At 56.5% G+C, this 20,543-nt stretch carries 14 protein-coding genes; 13 read left to right on the top strand and 1 reads right to left on the bottom strand.

The window, feature by feature from the left end:
* Window positions 1-22 precede the first annotated feature (22 nt).
* The 8 genes from OZ410_RS01755 to OZ410_RS01720 all read left to right on the top strand — a co-directional run bounded on the left by OZ410_RS01755 (window position 23) and on the right by OZ410_RS01720 (window position 11,244).
* Entirely contained in the window at window positions 23-3,142 is a 3,120-nt protein-coding gene (locus tag OZ410_RS01755; protein WP_277706188.1) for a TAT-variant-translocated molybdopterin oxidoreductase, read from the top strand.
* A gap of 26 nt (window positions 3,143-3,168) precedes the next feature.
* Window positions 3,169-4,884, top strand: a complete 1,716-nt coding sequence (gene nrfD / locus OZ410_RS01750; RefSeq protein WP_277706187.1) for an NrfD/PsrC family molybdoenzyme membrane anchor subunit — start codon at window positions 3,169-3,171, stop codon at window positions 4,882-4,884.
* Window positions 4,885-4,890: 6 nt separating this feature from the next.
* Entirely contained in the window at window positions 4,891-5,412 is a 522-nt protein-coding gene (locus tag OZ410_RS01745; protein ID WP_277706186.1) for a DUF3341 domain-containing protein, read from the top strand.
* Between the two features lie 10 nt (window positions 5,413-5,422).
* Complete coding sequence (locus OZ410_RS01740) at window positions 5,423-5,983, top strand: c-type cytochrome (protein WP_277707159.1); 561 nt, start codon at window positions 5,423-5,425, stop codon at window positions 5,981-5,983.
* A gap of 13 nt (window positions 5,984-5,996) precedes the next feature.
* Window positions 5,997-7,334, top strand: a complete 1,338-nt coding sequence (locus OZ410_RS01735) for a quinol:cytochrome C oxidoreductase (protein WP_277706185.1) — start codon at window positions 5,997-5,999, stop codon at window positions 7,332-7,334.
* A 30-nt stretch (window positions 7,335-7,364) separates the two neighbouring features.
* On the top strand, window positions 7,365-8,426 hold the full coding sequence (locus tag OZ410_RS01730) for a cytochrome c oxidase subunit II (protein ID WP_277706184.1): 1,062 nt from the start codon (window positions 7,365-7,367) through the stop codon (window positions 8,424-8,426).
* 38 nt (window positions 8,427-8,464) lie between these two features.
* The gene (locus OZ410_RS01725) at window positions 8,465-10,288 is read left to right on the top strand and encodes a cytochrome c oxidase subunit I (protein ID WP_277706183.1); all 1,824 of its coding nucleotides are present in this window, start codon (window positions 8,465-8,467) and stop codon (window positions 10,286-10,288) included.
* Window positions 10,289-10,401: 113 nt separating this feature from the next.
* On the top strand, window positions 10,402-11,244 hold the full coding sequence (locus OZ410_RS01720; RefSeq protein WP_277706182.1) for a GIN domain-containing protein: 843 nt from the start codon (window positions 10,402-10,404) through the stop codon (window positions 11,242-11,244).
* 38 nt (window positions 11,245-11,282) lie between these two features.
* On the opposite strand, the gene pckA is transcribed toward OZ410_RS01720, so the two are convergent.
* The gene (gene pckA, locus OZ410_RS01715; RefSeq protein ID WP_277706181.1) at window positions 11,283-12,869 is read right to left on the bottom strand and encodes a phosphoenolpyruvate carboxykinase (ATP); all 1,587 of its coding nucleotides are present in this window, start codon (window positions 12,867-12,869) and stop codon (window positions 11,283-11,285) included.
* A 180-nt stretch (window positions 12,870-13,049) separates the two neighbouring features.
* Between pckA and ruvB the strand changes: the two genes are divergently transcribed.
* From ruvB to OZ410_RS01690, 5 genes are all read left to right on the top strand, one after another.
* Entirely contained in the window at window positions 13,050-14,084 is a 1,035-nt protein-coding gene (gene ruvB, locus OZ410_RS01710; protein ID WP_277706180.1) for a Holliday junction branch migration DNA helicase RuvB, read from the top strand.
* Window positions 14,071-15,477, top strand: coding sequence for a cytochrome P450 (locus tag OZ410_RS01705; RefSeq protein ID WP_277706179.1), 1,407 nt, complete (start codon window positions 14,071-14,073; stop codon window positions 15,475-15,477). Before ruvB ends, OZ410_RS01705 begins: the two co-directional genes overlap by 14 nt.
* Window positions 15,478-15,625: 148 nt before the next feature.
* Window positions 15,626-16,561, top strand: coding sequence for a tRNA epoxyqueuosine(34) reductase QueG (queG, locus tag OZ410_RS01700; protein WP_277706178.1), 936 nt, complete (start codon window positions 15,626-15,628; stop codon window positions 16,559-16,561).
* 134 nt (window positions 16,562-16,695) lie between these two features.
* Complete coding sequence (locus tag OZ410_RS01695; RefSeq protein ID WP_277706177.1) at window positions 16,696-18,012, top strand: MFS transporter; 1,317 nt, start codon at window positions 16,696-16,698, stop codon at window positions 18,010-18,012.
* Window positions 18,013-18,241: 229 nt separating this feature from the next.
* The gene (locus tag OZ410_RS01690; protein WP_277706176.1) at window positions 18,242-20,530 is read left to right on the top strand and encodes an NADP-dependent malic enzyme; all 2,289 of its coding nucleotides are present in this window, start codon (window positions 18,242-18,244) and stop codon (window positions 20,528-20,530) included.
* Window positions 20,531-20,543: the final 13 nt, after the last annotated feature.

The raw sequence follows: 20,543 nt of genomic DNA, 5'->3' as shown, positions 1-20,543 counted from the left end.
AGCTAAATAGACCCATATACCTATGGCATCAAACAAGAAGTATTGGAAGAGCGAAGTGGAGTTATCCGCGGATGCTTCCATTGTTGAGACGCTGAGACAAAACGAATTCCCCGAGCAGCTCCCGGTGGATGCCTTTCTGGGCGAAAAGGAGCAGCTGGCTTCCAGCCAGACCAGCCGGCGGGATTTCCTGAAATACGTGGGCTTCAGCACGGCCGCCGCTTCCCTGGCAGCCTGTGAGGGCCCGGTGCATAAGTCTATCCCTTACGTGGTGCAGCCCGAGCGCATCATCCCCGGGGTGGCCAACTATTATGCCACTACCATAGCGGATGGTTTCGATTTTGCCAGCATCCTGGTCAAGACCCGCGAGGGTCGTCCGATCAAGATCGAGCGCAACAAAGAGGCAGCCTTTAAGGGGGACACCAATGCCCGGATCCAGGCCTCAGTCCTCTCCCTGTACGACAGCACCCGCCTGCAGGGTCCGCGCAATGCCGAGGGCGATGTGGAGTGGGACGTTCTGGATGCTACCGTAAAAGCGCGCCTGGCTTCCCTGGCCTCCAGCGGAAAGCAGGTTGCCCTGCTGACCCAAACCTATGCCAGCCCGTCTACCGACCGGCTGATTGCGCAGTTTGCCGAGCGCTACGGCAACGTAACCCACGTGTCTTATGATGCCGTGGGGGAAAACGCTGCCCTGGATGCCTACCAGGCCAAGTACGGCGAGCGCGCCCTGGCCGATTACGATTTTTCCAAAGCAGACCTGATTGTGTCCTTCGGTGCCGATTTCCTCGGGGATTGGCAAGGCGGCGGATACGACAGCGGTTATGCTGCCGGCCGTGTGCCCAAGGCAGGGAAGATGTCCCGCCACGTACACTTTGAGGCCAACATGAGCCTGAGCGGTGCCAACGCAGACAAGCGCGTGCCTCTGTCTCCGGCCCACCAAAAAATTGCCCTCGCCAAACTGTTTGCTGCCCTGAACGGCAGCAGCGCAGGCGGGGAATTGCCCGAAGCTGCCGCTCGTGCGGTGGAGGAACTTGCTGCCGCCGTGGCCAAAGCCGGCCGGAAAGCGGTAGTGGTAACCGGGCTGCAGGACGCCGATGCCCAGGCCGTGGTCCTGGCTATGAACGAAATGCTGGGCAGCGAGGCCTTCCAGCCGGAAGCTCCGCGCTACACCCGACAGGGGGATGCCAAAGCCCTGGAGCAACTGATGGCCGATATGCAGGCCGGGAAGGTTGGGGTGCTGCTGATGGACGGGGTTGACCCGCTCTACACCCTGCCCAACGCCGCGGCATTTGCCGAGGCCCTCGGGAAGGTAGACCTGTCCGTGGCTTTTTCGACCAACCGCACCGCTACCACCGAGGCTGCTACCTTTACCGCTGCCGCCAGCCACTACCTGGAATCCTGGGGCGACACCCAACTGAAAAAGGGGCATTACGGACTTACCCAGCCGGTAATCCGCCAGCTGTTCGATACCCGCCAGTTCCAGCAGTCCCTGCTAACCTGGATGGGCGAGGAGCAGACCTGGTACGATTTTGTTCGCGAAACCTGGGAAGGGGGAATCCTTTCCGGTGCGGACTGGAACAAAGCCCTCCACGACGGCTTCTTTGCCGGCGCGGCCATGGCGGACCCCGAAATGGGAGCCACGGCCCAACAGGATAAGGAAAATGCCGAAGGGGAAGGTGCCACCAGTACGGTAGCCGACCTGGCCGGAGCCGTAAGCCGCCTGGCTGCGGCCCAAACTGCCGAGAAAACCCTGGTGCTTTACAGCAAGGTGGGGATGGGCGATGGCCGCCAGGCCGGAAACCCCTGGTTGCAGGAATTCCCGGATCCCATAACCCGGGTGTCCTGGGACAACTACCTGACGGTATCCAAGAAGGATGCCCAGGCATTAGGCCTGGTAAACAAATATGCAGCTAATGGCGGCCTGGATGGCAGCTATGTAAATATTACGGTAAATGGCACCACGGTTTCCGGGGTTCCGGTAGTGATCCAGCCCGGACAGGCGGAAGGTACGTTTGGCCTGGCCTTCGGGTACGGGAAGACCACCGGCCTGAAAGCCGAGATGCAGACCGGGGTAAATGCCTTCCCGCTTTACCAGGGCTTTGACACCGCCCAGGAAGTGAGCATTGAAAAGGCTGCCGGCATGCACGAGTTTGCCTGCATCCAGCTGCAGAAGACCCTGATGGGCCGCGGCGACATCATCAAGGAAACCACCCTGGAGATCTTCAATACGAAGGATGCTGCCGAGTGGAACCATGTGCCCCAGGTTTCCCTGAACCACCAGGAGGTGCCCGCCACCACCGTGGACCTCTGGGATTCCTTCGACCGCTCCATCGGGCATCACTTCAACATGTCCATTGACCTGAACGCCTGTACGGGTTGCGGGGCCTGTGTGATTGCCTGCCACGCCGAAAACAACGTTCCGGTTGTTGGAAAAGAGGAAATCCGCAAGTCGCGCGATATGCACTGGCTTCGAATCGACCGTTACTATTCCTCCGAGGATACCTTTGAGGGCGACAATGTGAAGAAGGATGAATTCTCCGGTGCCCTGGAGTCCAAACGCGGCTTTGAGGAAATGGAAGACCCGGCGGCCAACCCGCAGGTAGCTTTCCAACCGGTGATGTGCCAGCACTGTAACCACGCCCCTTGCGAAACCGTTTGTCCGGTTGCCGCCACGGCACACAGCCGTCAGGGCCACAACCACATGGCGTACAACCGCTGCGTGGGAACCCGTTACTGCGCAAACAACTGCCCCTACAAGGTGCGTCGTTTCAACTGGTTCCTCTACAACAACAACGACGAGTTCGATTACCATATGAACAACGACCTGGGCAAAATGGTACTCAACCCCGACGTCAACGTACGTTCCCGCGGGGTGATGGAGAAGTGCTCCTGGTGTATCCAGATGACCCAGAAATCCATCCTCGACGCCAAGCGGGAGGGCCGTGCCGTAACGGACGAAGAATTCCAGACGGCCTGTTCCAATGCCTGCAGCAGCGGGGCGATAGTCTTCGGGGACATCAACGACCCGGAAAGCGAAGTGTCCAAGCTGAAAGCGGACGCGCGTATGTACCACCTGCTCGAGCACGTTGGCACACAGCCTAACGTATTCTATCAGGTTAAGGTCCGCAACACAGACGAAGCATAATTCTTAAGAAACGAAAACGATATTCTATGGCGTCGCATTACGAAGCACCGATACGCAAACCCCTGGTACTGGGCGATAAGGGCTACCACGATGTTTCTGTGGATATTGCCGCCCCCGTGGAAGGCCGGGCCAACAAGCACTGGTGGATTGTCTTTTCCATCGCGCTGGCTGCTTTCCTTTGGGGAATCGGGTGTATCATCTATACCGTTTCCACCGGTATCGGGACCTGGGGTCTGAACCGTACGGTTAACTGGGCCTGGGACATTACCAACTTTGTATGGTGGGTGGGTATCGGTCACGCCGGAACCCTGATCTCCGCCGTACTGTTGCTTTTCCGCCAGAAGTGGCGTATGGCCATCAACCGCTCTGCGGAGGCCATGACCATCTTCTCGGTAATCCAGGCCGGGCTTTTCCCGATCATCCACATGGGCCGCCCCTGGCTGGCGTACTGGGTGGTGCCGATCCCGAACCAGTTCGGTTCCCTCTGGGTGAACTTCAACTCCCCCCTGTTGTGGGACGTATTCGCGATCTCCACTTACCTTTCCGTATCCCTGGTATTCTGGTGGACGGGATTATTGCCGGATTTTGCGATGATCCGCGACCGTGCCGTAAAGCCTTTCCAGAAAAAGATCTACAGCCTGGTGAGTTTCGGCTGGAGCGGCCGGGCCAAAGACTGGCAGCGTTTTGAGGAAGTATCCCTGGTACTGGCCGGTCTGGCTACCCCCCTGGTACTTTCCGTACACACCATCGTATCCTTCGACTTTGCCACCTCGGTGATTCCCGGATGGCATACCACCATCTTCCCGCCCTACTTTGTGGCCGGGGCGATCTTCTCCGGGTTTGCCATGGTACAGACCCTCCTGATTATCATGCGGAAGGTAAGTCACCTGGAAGCTTATATAACCGTACAGCACATCGAACTGATGAACATCGTTATCATGATCACCGGTTCCATTGTGGGCTGTGCCTATATCACAGAGCTCTTCATTGCCTGGTACTCCGGTGTGGAATACGAGCAATACGCCTTCCTGAACCGTGCCACCGGGCCTTACTGGTGGGCCTATACCCTGATGATGACCTGTAACGTGGTCTCCCCCCAGGTGATGTGGTTCAAGAAAATCCGGACCAGCATCATGGTCTCCTTTATCATTTCCATTGTGGTAAACATCGGGATGTGGTTCGAGCGTTTCGTGATTATCGTAACCTCCCTGCACCGGGATTACCTGCCGTCCTCCTGGACCATGTTCTCCCCCACCTTTGTGGACATCGGGATCTTTATCGGTACCATCGGGTTCTTCTTCGTGTTGTTCCTGCTGTATGCCCGTACCTTCCCCGTAATTGCACAGGCCGAGGTTAAATCCATCCTGAAATCCTCCGGGGAGCGCTATAAAAAGCTTCGGGATGCAGGCAAGCCCCTGTACCAGGTGTCTGCAACTGCAGCGCCGGTGAAGGCTGCGGCTCCCACCCCGGAAGCCAAAGAAGAACAGGTTAGCAGCCTGCTGGAAACCCTGGGTACTTTTGACCCGGCAACCCAGCAAGCGGACGACCTCAAGAAAATTAAGGGTATAGGTCCGCAGATGGAGCAGGCCCTGAACCAGCTCGGTATCTTCACCTTTGCACAGGTGGGCCGCATGACCCAGCGCGAATACGACCTGCTCGATTCCATTACCGGCTCCTTCCCGGGCCGGGCCCAGCGCGACGATTGGGCAGGGCAGGCAAAAGGTTTTAACGAAAACAAGTAAGCACAGATGGCATCTAAAGTAATACAGGCATTTTACGACGACGACGACGTGCTGATGCACGCTGTCAAGAAGGTGAAGGCTGCCAAGCACCACATCGAAGAGGTGTACTGCCCCTTCCCGGTGCACGGGCTGGACAAGGCCATGGGACTGGCCCCCACCCGTATCGCGATTACCTCTTTTATGTACGGTTGTCTCGGGCTTACCGTGGCCATTGTGATGATGAATTACATCATGATTCAGGACTGGCCGCAGGATATTGGCGGAAAGCCGAGCTTCAGCTACATCGAAAACATGCCGGCCTTTGTTCCGGTGATGTTTGAGCTGACCGTATTTTTTGCAGCCCACCTGATGGTGATTACCTTTTACCTGAGAAGCCGCCTCTGGCCTTTCAAAAAAGCTGAGAACCCGGATGCGCGCAGCACGGACGACCACTTCATCATGGAAGTGGAAGCACACGGCAGTGCCGATGCGCTGGCCGCCCTGCTGCAGGAAACCGGAGCTGTGGAGATCAAAACCGTAGAAAAGTAACATCGGAATGATGAAGAAAACGATACAAGGCCTTGTGATAGTTGCTGCCGTAATGGCCGTGGTGTCCTGCCAGGATACCCGTCAGCCCAATTATCAGTATATGCCCAATATGTACGAATCCGTAGGGTATGAAACCTATCAGCCGGTAGACTGGCTCCCCGGGGGGTCCGAGGCGCTTTTGCCTGCAGAACACACCGTGGCACGTGGCAAAATGCCCTACCGCTATGCGAACACCCTGGAGGGTAGAGAAATGGCCCGCACCCTGGAAAGCCCGCTGGATTCCCTGAACCGGGAGGAAAACCTGGCCATTGGGAAGGAGCTTTACGGGATCAACTGCGCCATCTGCCACGGCAACAAGGGAGACGGACAGGGGAACCTGGTGAAACGGGAGAAAATCCTGGGGGTACCCAGCTATGCGGACGCCGGGCGTAACATTACTGTGGGGAGCACCCACCACGTGATCTACTACGGCCTTAACGCCATGGGATCCTACGCCAACCAGCTGAACGCCAAGGAGCGCTGGCAGGTGTCCGAATACGTGATGAAACTCAAGGAAGACCTAACTCAATAAGATAGCACTGCAGATGTATACCTTCTCGAACAGACTAAAAATAGGATCCGTTATCCTTATGGCCCTGGGCCTGATGGGGATGGCGATCGGATTTGTCTCTGCACCTTCTACCGTGGAGGAAGCCAAGGCACTGGTGGCTGCCCACGACGACGGGCACGGTTCAGGCCATGGGGAAGCGGCTGCAGTAGCCGACCACGGAGAAGCGGCCCACGGGGAAGCCGCCCACGGCGAGGAAAGCCATGGGTCTTCCCACGATGAGCACCTGCTGCACCAACTGCAGAACCGCCCCTGGGCGGCCCTGTACGTGGCAGCGTTCTTCTTCTTTATGATCGCCCTTGGGGTGCTGGCGTTTTACGCCATTCAGCGGGCCGCCCAGGCCGGCTGGTCCCCCTTGCTCTTCCGCGTTATGGAAGGGATTACCGCCTACCTGGTGCCGGGAGGTATTGTGGTTTTTGTGATCCTGGTACTCTCCGTACTCCACATGAACCACCTCTTTACCTGGATGGACCCCGAAACCGTGGCCCACGACGAATTGCTGCAGGGCAAGGCCGGGTACCTGAACCCGACCTTCTTCCTGGTGCGCGCTGCCATCTTCCTGGGGGGCTGGATTGCCTACCGGGAGATTTCTCGCCGGCTTTCCCTGGCGCAGGACAAGGCCGATGACCACAGCAACTTCAAAAAGAATTTTAAATGGTCCGCCGCCTTCCTGGTATTCTACCTGGTAACGGAATCCATGATGTCCTGGGACTGGATCATGAGTGTGGACCCGCACTGGTTCAGCACCCTGTTTGGCTGGTACGTGTTTGCCAGCATGTTTGTCTCCGGCATTACCACCATTGCCCTGGTGACCATCTACCTGAAATCCCGCGGTTACCTGCCGGATGTAAACAACAGCCACATCCACGACCTGGCTAAATTTATGTTCGGTATCAGCATCTTCTGGACTTACCTCTGGTTCGGACAGTTCATGCTTATCTGGTATGCGGATATTCCGGAAGAAGTCACCTATTTCGTAACCCGGATCGAAGACTTTAAACTGCCTTTCTTTGGCATGGTTGCCATGAATTTTGTGTTCCCCCTGCTGGTGCTGATGAACAGCGATTACAAACGGGTGAACTGGTTTGTGGTCATGACCGGGATTGTGGTCCTGATGGGGCACTACCTGGATGTATTTGTCATGATCATGCCGGCTACCGTGGGAGACCAGTGGTACATCGGGATCCCCGAAATCGGAGGCGTACTCTTTTTTGCAGGAGCCTTTATTTACTGGGTCTTCAATACCCTTACCAAGGCGCCCCTGCAACCGACCAATAACCCGTTCATCGAGGAGAGCCGGCAGTTTCATTATTAACAGCATTAGCGAATCATATCCGTTCAGACAATGACAGCATTATTGACGATCACTGTTTTAGTTTTAGTGGCCATCGCCATCTGGCAGATGACCAAGATTTTTGAATTGTCTCAGATCGGGACTAAGGCAGCGAATTCGGAAGTAGCCACAGACGAGGATAACAAGAAAAACGGGTACCTGATGTTCGCCTTTTTGGTGTTCATCTACCTGCTCACCATCTTTTCCTTCTGGAAATACGGGAAGTACATCCTCCCGGAATCGTCCAGCGCCCACGGAGGCCAGTACGATTCCCTGATGCTCTGGAGCTTTGTGATCATCTTTATCGTACAGATCATCACCCAGGCCCTGTTGCACTACTTCGCCTTTAAATACCGGGGTGAAAAAGGGAAAAAGGCCCTTTTCTATGCAGACAATGACCGCCTGGAATTTATCTGGACCATTATCCCGGTAATTGTCCTGGCCGGCCTGATCCTCTGGGGGCTGTATACCTGGACCAACATTATGGACATAAACGAGGAAGACGATCCCCTGATCGTGGAACTCTACGCCCAGCAGTTTAACTGGACGGCCCGCTACGGCGGTGCCGACAATGTGCTGGGGGAGTCCAATGTCCGGATGATCGACATCGACAAGGCCAACGTGCTGGGACTGGATGAAGCGGACCCCAACGCAGAGGACGATGTGATCGTGAAGGAATTACACCTGCCCGTAGGTCGGAAGGTGAATTTTAAGATGCGTTCCCAGGATGTGCTGCACTCTGCCTACATGCCGCACTTCCGCGCTCAGATGAACTGTGTTCCGGGAATGATTACCGAATTCTCCTTTACCCCTACGGTAACCACCGAAGAAATGCGGTTGCGGCCGGAGATCATCGAAAAGGTGCAGCGCACCAATGCCATCCGCGCTGAGCGGGCGGCCAACGGCGAGCCGAATTCCGATCCCTGGGAGTTCGACTATGTTCTGCTTTGCAACAAAATCTGCGGGAAATCCCACTACAACATGCAGATGAAAATCATTGTGGAAAGCGAAGAGGATTTTAACGCCTGGCTGAGTGAACAACAGACGTTTGCCCAGACCGTTATGGGAAAATAAAATTGCTATTTTAGGAAGAAGACAAAACAAGAAGGACTATGTCAGCACATGCACATGCCATCGCCGATGATCACGCGGACGATCACGGTCACCACCACAAGGAAACATTTGTAACCAAATACATCTTCAGCCAGGATCACAAGATGATCTCCAAACAGTACCTGATTACAGGTCTGATCATGGGATTCATCGGGATTGCCATGTCCCTGTTGTTCCGGATGCAGCTGGCCTGGCCGGGTGAATCCTTCCCCATTTTCGAGGCACTGCTGGGCAAATGGGCCCCCGACGGGGTAATGGATGCCGATATTTACCTGGCACTGGTAACTATCCACGGGACCATCATGGTGTTCTTTGTACTTACCGCGGGCCTGAGCGGTACCTTCAGTAACCTGCTGATTCCGCTGCAGATTGGTGCACGGGATATGGCCTCCGGCTTCCTGAACATGCTCTCGTACTGGATGTTCTTCCTTTCCAGTGTGATCATGGTTATCTCCCTTTTTGTCGAAGCCGGACCTGCTGCTGCCGGGTGGACCATTTATCCCCCGCTGAGTGCCCTGCCTATGGCACAACCAGGCTCCGGGGCCGGGATGACCCTCTGGCTGGTGTCTATGGCGATCTTTATCGCTTCTTCCCTGCTGGGATCGCTGAACTATATCGTAACCGTACTGAACCTGCGTACCAAAGGGATGTCCATGACGCGGCTGCCCCTGACCATCTGGGCCTTCTTTGTGACCGCGGTAATCGGGGTGATTTCCTTCCCCGTACTGCTGTCTGCAGCCCTGTTGCTGATCATGGACCGCAGCTTTGGCACCTCTTTCTTCCTCTCCGACATTTTTATCCAGGGCGAAGTACTCCATTACCAGGGAGGTTCCCCCGTGTTGTTCGAGCACCTGTTCTGGTTCCTGGGCCACCCGGAGGTATATATCGTAATCCTCCCGGCCATGGGAATTGTCTCTGAGGTGATGTCTGTAAATGCGCGCAAACCCATCTTCGGATACCGGGCTATGATTGCCTCCATTCTGGCAATCGCCTTTTTGTCTACCATTGTTTGGGGGCACCACATGTTCATCTCCGGGATGAACCCCTTCCTGGGATCCGTATTTACCTTTACCACCCTGTTGATCGCTATCCCCTCTGCGGTAAAAGCCTTTAACTGGATTACCACCTTGTGGAAAGGAAACCTGCAGCTGAACCCGGGGATGCTCTTCTCTATCGGGATGGTTTCCACCTTTATTACCGGCGGTCTTACCGGGATTATCCTGGGAGACAGCACCCTGGACATCAACGTCCACGACACCTATTTTGTAGTGGCCCACTTCCACCTGGTAATGGGTATCTCTGCACTATACGGCCTGTTTGCCGGGGTATACCACTGGTTCCCCAAAATGTTCCAGGGCCGTATGATGAACAAGAATCTGGGGTATGTACACTTCTGGATTACCGCCATCGGTTCCTATGGGATTTTCTTCCCCATGCACTTTGTGGGGATGGCCGGGGTCCCCCGACGCTACTACCAGAACACCGCCTTCCCCATGTTCGACGAACTGGTGGACGTACAGGTGCTCATGACCGTATTTGCCATCATTACCGCCACCGCCCAGCTGGTATTTGTCTACAACTTTGTACGCAGCATCTTCTACGGCAAACGCGGCCCGCAAAACCCCTGGGGTGCCACTACCCTGGAGTGGACGGCCCCGCAGGAGCACATTCACGGCAACTGGCCGGGTGCCATTCCGGAAGTTCACCGCTGGCCGTATGATTACAGCAAAACGTACGAAAACGGGGAATACATTCTGGAAGGACAGGATTTTGTGCCTCAGCACATTCCCCTTCAGGAAGGAGAAGAGGAGATGCATCACTAAGCTCCCCAGCTCATTCTGAACGAAAAACGGCCCGTCTTTTGATGGGCCTTTTTCGTATCCGGTAAGTTTGGTCCGGAATTGTGATATCTTTAAAAGGCGAAAAACGAGAACCTATGAAACGTATTTGGCAAATGACATGCGGCCTGGCCCTGTTGTTTATCCTGGCCCCGGCGCAGGCAAACGCCCAGCGCAAACCCAAGATTAAAGGCAGTCGCGTACCCGTAGAGGTACGCCAGGACCTCCCGGGCTTCCATACCCTGAGGCTGGCAGACCCCCTGGAGGTGGAGGTGCGGATGGGAGCTGCCCCCGGCTACCTGCTGGAAGTGGACGATAACCTGGTAGACGTGCTGCGCCTTGAGGTGAGGGACAGTGTGCTACAGGTATCTTCGTTTTACAATATTACCGCCAGTAAGGCCCTTAAGATAGTGGTCTATGCCAACCAGCTCAATGCCGTGGAAGCCCTGGATGGAGAGGTATTTTCGGAGAATCCGGTTACCACGGACCTATTAACCGTGGTAGCCCGCGGCGGGGCACGCGTAAACCTGCGCGCCCGGGCCGCCTGGTTCGACCTTTTTATGGAAGACAGCAGCCGGGCAGACCTGAATGTGGAGGCGGATTCCGTTTCCCTGCGCCTGGGGGCCCGGGCCGATGCGGTGCTCTATACGGTTACCGACGGCCTTTCCGCTACCCTGGCCCAGAATGCCGGCCTGACCCTGGAAGGCCTCTCTGTTTTTTCACGGGTTGAAGGGGGTGATAACACCTCTTTAAAGGCCGCCCGCCTGCACTCGGACCAGTTGGAGCTTCGACTGGCGGGATCTGCGACCGCCCGCGTCCAGGCACGGCAGGAAACCCTGCTGGACCTGAGCGGACAAACGCGCACCTACCTCTACGGCCAGCCCGCCATACAGCTTCAGCGGTTTACAGACCGGGCCGAACTTCACAAGGAACCCGAATAAAAAAGCCCCCGGTTCAGGGGGCTTTTTCATCATCATGGTTAGGGAAGCTTCGGGCCGGCAGCGCGGATGGCTGCATGCACGCCTGCTTCAAATTTCTTGAAGTTCTCCTGGAACAACCCCACCAGTTTTGCCTTGGTAGCCTGATAGGCCTGTTGATCCTCCCAGGTGTTTTCGGGCACCAAAACCTCATCCGGTACTCCGGGGCAGGATTTAGGGATCTGGAAGCCAAAGGCCGAGTCTTCCGTAAAGTCGACCCCTTCAAAATCCCCGTGGTGGATGGCGTCGATCATGGCGCGGGTGTATTTCAGTTTGATCCGGGAGCCTGTACCGTGCGCCCCTCCGGTCCAGCCGGTATTCACCAGCCAGGCGGTTACCTCATGTCTGCGGATTTTCTCGGCCAGCAATTCGGCATAGGTGTTGGGGTGCCACATCATAAAGGCCGCCCCAAAGCAGGCGCTAAAGGTGGCCTGGGGTTCGGTGATACCCATTTCCGTACCGGCTACTTTGGCCGTATATCCGGAAATAAAATGGTAACTGGCCTGCTCCGGGCTGAGCTTGCTTACCGGGGGCAGTACCCCAAAGGCGTCGCAGGTCAGGAAGATCACGTGTTTGGGGTGCCCGGCCACGCAGGGTACCTGCACGTTTTCAATATGGTGGATGGGGTAGGAGGCCCGGGTATTCTGGGTGATGGAGGTATCGGTATAATCTACCTCGCGGGTTACCTTGTCGTAAACCACGTTTTCCAGGACCGTCCCAAACCGGATGGCGTTAAAAATATCCGGTTCGCTTTCCGCGGAAAGGTTAATGGCCTTGGCATAACAGCCGCCTTCGATGTTAAAGGTGCCCTCGTCCGTCCAGCAGTGTTCGTCGTCTCCGATCAGCTTGCGTTTGGGGTCGGCACTCAGGGTGGTCTTCCCGGTGCCTGAAAGCCCGAAGAGGATGGTTACATCTCCTTCCGTACCCACGTTGGCCGAGCAGTGCATGGGCAGTACGCCCTGCAGGGGCATAAGGTAATTCATCACCCCAAAGATGCCTTTCTTCATTTCCCCGGCATACTGGGTGCCCAGGATTACGATCTCCCGCCGCTCCAGGTGTACATCCACAGAGGTTTTGGAGGTCATTTCGGAGGTATAGCTGTTGGCCGGGAAGCCCCCTCCGTTAAAGACCACATAATCCGGTTCCCCAAAGTTTTCCAGTTCCTCGGCCGAGGGCATAATCAGCATGTTTTGCATAAACAGGGCGTGGTAAGCCCGGGTGCAGATAATGCGCACCTTGATGCGGTACTTCGGGTCCCACCCGGCAAAGGCATCCACCACAAAGAGGCGTTCGCAGATGTTCAGGTAATCGATGGCCCGCTCGTGGTTTACCATATAGGTGTGCTGGTCCAGGCCAATATTGATGTCGCCCCAGTCGATATTTTTTTCGGATTCCGGGCTGCGGACAATGCGTTTGTCCTTGGGGCTGCGCCCGGTTTTTTCGCCTGAATACACCAACAGGGCGCCCACATCCGAGATGGCGGTGCCGGGTTCCTTGCGCAGCCCGATTTCATAGAGCACCGGGACAGCGGTATTGCGATGGATTTCATTTACGTGGATCCCGTATTGGGAAAGGTCAAAACTTGCCATTGACGAATGGTTTTAAGGATTGTTTTTGCCCCTGGCCGGCACGGGGCCTTTAGCCGGGGGTATCGGACAAAGGTAGGGGGGAGCTTTGGGGTTAAATATGACAATTATCAATGACAATTCCCAGCCGGCAGCTTTTAAATGCTGGTTGCGCACCCGCGCTTTTGTTATCTTTGTTTGGCGATGAATGAGCACCTGGATCCAACCGGCGAACACCTTTCCCCAGAAGAACTCGATATTGAACGGGCCCTGAGGCCGGTGTCCTTTGACGACTTTACCGGACAGCAGCAGGTACTGGAGAACCTGCAGGTGTTCGTACAGGCTGCCAACCTGAGAGGTGAAGCCCTGGACCATACCCTGTTGCACGGCCCCCCGGGGCTGGGGAAAACCACCCTGGCGCATATCCTGGCCAATGAGCTTGGGGTGGGCCTAAAAGTTACTTCCGGCCCCGTGCTGGATAAGCCCGGCGACCTGGCCGGGCTGTTGACCAACCTGGAACCCCGGGATGTGCTTTTTATAGACGAGATTCATCGGCTGAGCCCCGTGGTGGAAGAGTACCTGTATTCCGCCATGGAGGATTACAAGATCGACATCATGATCGAATCCGGGCCCAACGCCCGTTCCGTACAAATAAACCTGGAACCTTTTACCCTGGTAGGGGCCACCACCCGCTCCGGGCTGCTCACGGCCCCCATGCGGGCGCGTTTTGGTATTGCCAGCCGGCTGGAATACTATGACACCGAACTGCTGTCTACCATCGTGCAGCGGTCGGCGGATATCCTGAAAGTGCGCATTACCGAGGAAGCGGCCATAGAAATTGCCGGTCGCAGCCGGGGCACCCCCCGGATCTGCAATGCCTTGCTGCGCCGGGTACGGGACTTTGCCCAGATTAAGGGAGATGGGAATATCGGGATGGACATTGCCCGTTTTGGGCTGAAAGCCCTTAACGTGGATGCCTATGGCCTGGATGAGATGGACAACAAAATCCTGGCCACCATCATCGACAAATTCAAAGGGGGACCGGTGGGCATTACCACCCTGGCCACAGCGGTTTCCGAAAACGCCGAAACCATAGAGGAGGTGTACGAGCCCTTCCTGATCCAGCAAGGTTTTATTATGCGTACCCCCAGGGGCCGGGAAGTAACGGAATTGGCCTACCGCCACCTGGGGCGGATGAAAGGCGGGGCACAACCGGATTTGTTCCGTGGAGAGGGTTGAGGCCCGGCCGGTTCCCGGAGCGCCGCAGGGCGGGCAAGGCCCCGGGGCGGTGCCGGAGGCGGACCTGACCGCCTTGCATACGGTGACTACCGGCACAGTCCTGCGCAACCGCAAACGCATCCTTAAAAACCCCCTGCCCTTCCACCGGGAAAATTTTGAACGCCACGGGCATACCTTCCGGGTGCAGATCGGGTTGGGATCCCCGGTCGTCTTTACCCGCCATCCGGACCTGATCCGGCATATCCTGCAAAAAAACCACCGGGGGTATTCCAAATCCACCCTGCAGACCCGGGACCTGGCCAAATATATCGGCCATGGAATCCTGACCAGTGAAGGGAAATTCTGGAAACGCCACCGCAGGCTGATCCAACCCGCCTTCCATAAAGAAAAGCTGGAAGGCCTGCTGGGGCTGATGTTCCAAACCATCCGGGCGGAGTTGGCATCCCTGCCCGAGGGCAGGGAATTCGATGTGTTCCCGCATATGAGTGACCTGGCCTTTCAGGTGGTGGCCCGATCCCTGTTCAGCGCGGGCGACCTGCGCAGGGATATGCGCCGGCTGCAGCAAATCACCCAGGATAACCAGGAAATGCTGATCCGGGAAATGCGGCAGCCTTACCTGGTCTGGTGGTTCAGGCTTACCGGCCGGATCCGCAGGCATTTGTCCCTATCGGCCGATGCCCGCAGCCTGCTCGATACCATCATCTCGAAGCGGGTGGCCTCCGGCCAGGAAAAGCACGACTTACTGGATATGCTGCTGGCTGCACGCTATGAAGACGGCACGCCCATGACCCGTGCCCAGCTGATCGATGAGGTTATGGTCCTCTTTACTGCCGGGCATGAAACCACGGCCAATGCCCTGAGTTTTGCCCTGCACTTGCTGGCCTGTAACCCGGAGGTACAGGACAAGGCGGCAGCCCAGGCGCGCAGCCTGGACTGGGAGCGCACTCCGCCCATGGCCCTGCTGCAGGGCCTGCCCCTGGTGCGCCAGTGCGTGGAAGAAGCCATGCGCCTGTACCCGCCGGTGTATGTGATTGACCGGGTTTCCCTGAGGGAAGAAACCCTCGGGGGCCAGCGATTCCCCAAAGGCACTACCTGGCTGCTGAGCGTAGTGGAATTGCACCGGCTGCCCCAACTTTGGGAAGAGGCGGATGCTTTCCGGCCGGAGCGGTTTGCCAGCGAAAACCCGCGGCGCCCATCCGAACATTTTTATCCCTTTGGCGCCGGCCCGCGCATGTGTATCGGGAATAATTTTGCCATGTACGAAATGGTCCTGGCCCTGGGGTGGATGCTGCACCAGTTTCAAATCAATACCCCTGTCCGTTCCCTGGAGATACAGCCCCTAATTTCCCTTAAGCCCGGGCAGGTACCCCTTTCCCTGATCCCGCGTCCCTGACCCTGCGCAACCTCACCGATGCGGACCTGGAAGCCATGTTCGCCTTTCTGCAGTCCCTGGAACCCAAAGACAACGTGGTGCCTGCATACCAGCCGCCCCCCGGGTCCTGAACATTTCGTATTCCTGGCGAATAGCGTAATTTGGTCCTATGGACCTTTCCCGATACAGCCAAATGATCAAAGCCGAAGCCCAGCGCCTCGGCTTTATGGCTTGTGGGATTTCCAGGGCCGAATTCCTGGAGGAGGAAGCGCCCCGCCTGGAACGTTGGCTCCGGCAGGGGATGCACGGGGAGATGGCCTATATGGAAAATCATTTCGACAAACGCCTGGACCCGCGTAAACTGGTGCCTGGGGCCCGCTCGGTGATTTCCCTCCTGCTCAATTACTACCCGGAGGCCACCCAGCCGGAAGGCACCTACAAAGTTTCCAAGTACGCCTACGGGGCAGATTACCACCACGTGATCAAAGCCAAATTGCGGGAGCTCCACCATTTTATCGAAACGGAAATCGGGGAGGTGGGTGGTCGCGCCTTTGTGGATTCGGCCCCGGTGCTGGATAAGGCCTGGGCCGCGCGAAGCGGGCTGGGCTGGATAGGTAAACACAGCAACCTGCTCACCCAAAAGACGGGCTCCTTTTACTTTATCGCCGAACTCATTGTAGACCTGGACCTGGCCTACGACGGGCCGGTAACAGACCATTGCGGCAGTTGCACAGCCTGCCTGGATGCCTGCCCCACCCAGGCCATTGTGCAGCCCTATGTGGTAGATGGCAGCCGCTGCATCTCCTATTTCACCATCGAATTGAAAAATGAGATCCCGGACGCCTTTAAGGGCGCCTGGGACGATTGGATTTTTGGCTGCGACATCTGCCAGGACGTCTGCCCCTGGAACCGCTTTGCCAAACCCCACCGGGAACCCGCCTTTGAGCCCCACCCGGACCTTTTGCAGATGCAGCCCGAAGACTGGCAGGACATTACCGAAAGTGTCTTTGGGAAGGTTTTTCAAAAATCTGCGGTTAAGCGGACCAAGTTTGAAGGCCTGAAACGGAATATCCGTTTTCTGCAAGCTGACCCCGAAAAGGAATAGGGTTCGCACTGATCCTTGAAACGAAAACGATTTCGTTGGGCCGCATGGGGAGAATTTATCCACATGCCGGCCCGGGCCAAAGATGAAAACACTATATTCAGCCTTCAGAGCGAACCCCCTAACCTTGTGAAAAGATGAAAATTCCGAAGCCCCAGCTGAGTTTTTGGCAAATATTCAACATGAATGTTGGCTTTCTGGGAATCCAATACAGTTTCGGGCTACAGCAAAGCGCCATTAACCCCATCTTTCTGTTCTTGGGTGCCAAGGAAGAAATCCTGCCCATCCTAAACATTGCCGGGCCGGTAACCGGCCTGATCGTACAACCTATTATCGGGGCCATTTCGGACCGGACCTGGTCTCCGCGCTGGGGCCGGAGGAAGCCATTCTTCCTGATTGGCGCCCTGTTGGGGAGTATCTGTCTCTTTTTGTTCCCCCTGAGCCCGGCCCTCTGGTTTGCCGTGGGCCTGTTGTGGATTCTGGATGTGGGTAACAACATGGCCATGGAGCCGTACCGCGCCTTTGTGGGCGACAAATTGCCGGACCGGCAGATGAACCTGGGATACCAGATGCAGAGCCTGTTTGTGGGTGCCGGCATCCTGTTGGCCAATGCCTCCCTTTTCCTGTTTCAGGATTGGTTTGGGGGCGGGGAGGAAATTACCGGTCAGGTGCCCAAGTGGTTGTATTACTCCTTTTTTATAGGTTCCTTCCTTTCCCTCTCAACCATTTTGTGGTCGGTGGTAAAAACCCCCGAAATACCGCCCAGCCCGGAGGAAATGGATGTAATTAACAAGCACCGCGCCCTGCCCTTTGGCCAGCGGGTAAAAATCCCTTTCATGGAGATTGCCGAGGCGGTTCGGGAGATGCCCAAGTTTATGTGGAAGCTGGCCGGGGTGTATTTCTTCCAGTGGTATGCGCTGTTTGTGTACTGGCAATTCATAACCCCCCTATTCCGGTCTACCCTGGGTTTCGATACCTCGGAAGCCACGGCACAAGCGGCCAAAATGAGTACGACCTATAATGTGGTTACCACAGTGGTGGCCCTGATTTTGGTGCCATTGACCATGCGCTTTGGCAGCAAACGGGTTTATGCCCTGAGCCTTTTGGGTACGGCCTTTGCCCTGTTTGCCATTCCGCAGATTTCAGACCCGACTTATGTGTTATTCCCCATGGTGTTGTTTGGGATCGGCTGGGCGGCCATGATGGGCATCCCTTACAGTATGGTGTCCAAAATTGTGCCCCAGGAGCGGCGCGGGGTGTATATGGGTATCCTCAATATGATGATCGTAATCCCCATGGGGATTGAAACCGTTTCCTTTGGCCCCATCTTTAAAAACCTACTGGGGGAGAGTTCTGTAAACGCCATGTTGTTTGCGGGAACTTTCTTTGCCATTTCGGGCCTGCTGGCCCTGCGGCTGAATGTTGCCAAGGCCAAGGCAGAGGTGGAAGGCTAAGATTTTGATGGAAATAGAGTGGGGTGGAGGAGCCTGCGGGTTCCCCCCTTCCCGCCCCCCAGCGACAAGATACCCCCTGAACCTGCAATACCCCAGCAGCCTCTGCCTGGTACTGCTCCTGGCAAATTCCAGGCTTCAGACTCATAGGGAAGCCGCCTGAAAATAAGAGGTGCCGCCCATTCTAAAAATTCGATTTGCACCCGTACCTTTGTGAAACAACGCACCTGATATGAGCAAGGAGAAAAAACGGCGGGAAGCGCTGATTTACCACGCCAAGCCTACCCCCGGAAAAATAGAGATTGTCCCTACAAAACCCTATTCCACCCAGCGCGACCTGGCCCTGGCCTATTCGCCCGGGGTGGCCGAGCCCTGCCTGGAGATCGAAAAGGACAAGGAGCAGGTATACCGGTACACGGCAAAAGGCAACCTGGTGGCCGTGATTTCGAACGGTACCGCGGTACTGGGGTTGGGGGATATTGGCCCGGAGGCTTCCAAGCCGGTCATGGAAGGCAAGAGCCTGCTCTTTAAAATCTTTGCCGACATCGACGGGATCGACATTGAGCTCGACACGAAGGATGTGGACAAGTTTGTGGAGACCGTTAAGATCCTCTCGCCCACCTTTGGGGGCATAAACCTGGAAGACATCAAGGCGCCTGAAGCCTTCGAAATCGAACGCCGCCTGAAAGAGGAGCTGGACATCCCGGTGATGCACGACGACCAACACGGAACTGCGATTATTTCTGCAGCGGCCTTGTTGAATGCCTTGGAGCTGGCCGGGAAAAAAGCCGAAGAGGTGCGGGTAGTGATCAGCGGGGCTGGGGCTGCTGCCATTTCCTGCAGCCGCTTGTACCGCGCCTTTGGGGTGCGCCCGGAAAACATGGTGATGCTGGACAGCAAAGGGGTAATCCGCAACGACCGGGACAACCTGAGTCCGGAGAAAAAGGAATTTGCCACGGATCGGAAGATCGATACCCTGGAAGAGGCCGTAAAGGATTCGGATGTCTTTATCGGCCTGTCCATTGCAGACATTCTGAGCCCGGAGATGTTGCGAAGCATGAACCCCCGGCCTATTGTCTTTGCGATGGCCAACCCCAACCCGGAGATTGCCTATGATCTGGCCCTGGAAACCCGGGACGACCTGATTATGGCCACCGGCCGCTCCGACCACCCCAACCAGGTGAACAACGTGCTTGGGTTCCCGTACATCTTCCGGGGCGCCCTGGACGTTCGCGCCACCAAGATCAATGAGGCCATGAAGATGGCTGCCGTAAAGGCCCTGGCAGACCTGGCCAAACAGCCCGTGCCGGAACAGGTCAATATCGCCTATGGGGAAACCCGCCTGACTTTCGGGGATGAGTATATCATTCCCAAACCCTTCGACCCCCGCCTGATTGCGGAGGTACCCCCGGCCGTAGCCCGGGCAGCCATGGAGAGCGGGGTAGCCAAGGCGCCTATTCAGGATTGGGACCGCTACCGGGAAGAGCTGCTGCAGCGCTCCGGGGATACCAAAAAGGTGATGCGCCTGATGATGAACCGGGCCAAGGCACAGCCCAAGACCATCGTCTATGCCGAAGCCGACCAGCTGGATGTGCTTAAGGCGGCGCAGATCGCTTTTGAAGAAGGCATTGCCCACCCCATCCTGCTGGGGAACCGCAAAACCATTGAGTCCCTGAAACAGGAACTGGAGTTTGACGCGGATGTTCCCATCATTGACCAGTACGAGGAGGCCTCCCAGGAGAAGCGGGAGCGCTATGCCCGGAAATACTGGGAAATGCGCCGGCGCAAGGGATGTACCCTGTACAATGCCCGAAGTAAGATGCGGGAGCGGAATTATTTCGGGTCCATGATGGTGCGCGAAGGGGATGCAGACGGGATGATTACCGGGTATTCCCGGGCCTATAGTACGGTGGTGAAGCCCATTTTTGAGGTCATCGGGCGGGCTACCGGGGTAACCCGGGCCGCTACGGTACACATCATGATCACTTCCCGGGGGCCGCTGTTTCTGGCGGACACCTCCATCAATATCGACCCCAGTGCCGAAGAGCTGGCCGAGATTACCCGGATGACGGCTAACCTGGCCAAGGCCTTTAATTTCGACCCGGTGATGGCCCTGCTGTCCTATGCGAACTTTGGGTCGTCCAGCCACCCCAGGGCCGTGAAGGTGCGGGAAGCCATCCGAATTTTGCACGAACAAAACCCAGACCTGGTGGTAGATGGGGAAATCCAGACGGATTTTGCCCTGAACAGCAAGTTGCACCAGAGTCAGTTCCCCTTTTCCAAGCTGGCAGGCAAGCAGGTTAATACCCTGATCTTCCCGAACCTGGAATCTGCCAACATTACCTACAAGCTTATCAAGGAGCTACAGGCCTCGGATACCATCGGGCCCATTATGCTGGGGCTGCGCCGGGCGGTACACATCCTGCAGATGGGCGCCAGCGTAGAGGAGATGGTCAATATGACGGCCGTGGCCGTGATTGACGCCCAGGAACGTCAGAAGCGCCGCAACAGCAAATCCTAGATTCCGGCCTGTG

Origin of the sequence: Robiginitalea aestuariiviva (assembly GCF_029537735.1) — a bacterium.
Taxonomy (GTDB): domain Bacteria; phylum Bacteroidota; class Bacteroidia; order Flavobacteriales; family Flavobacteriaceae; genus Robiginitalea; species Robiginitalea aestuariiviva.
Note: the sequence above shows the minus strand (reverse complement) of the source record. Positions and strands in the feature narration are given on the sequence as shown.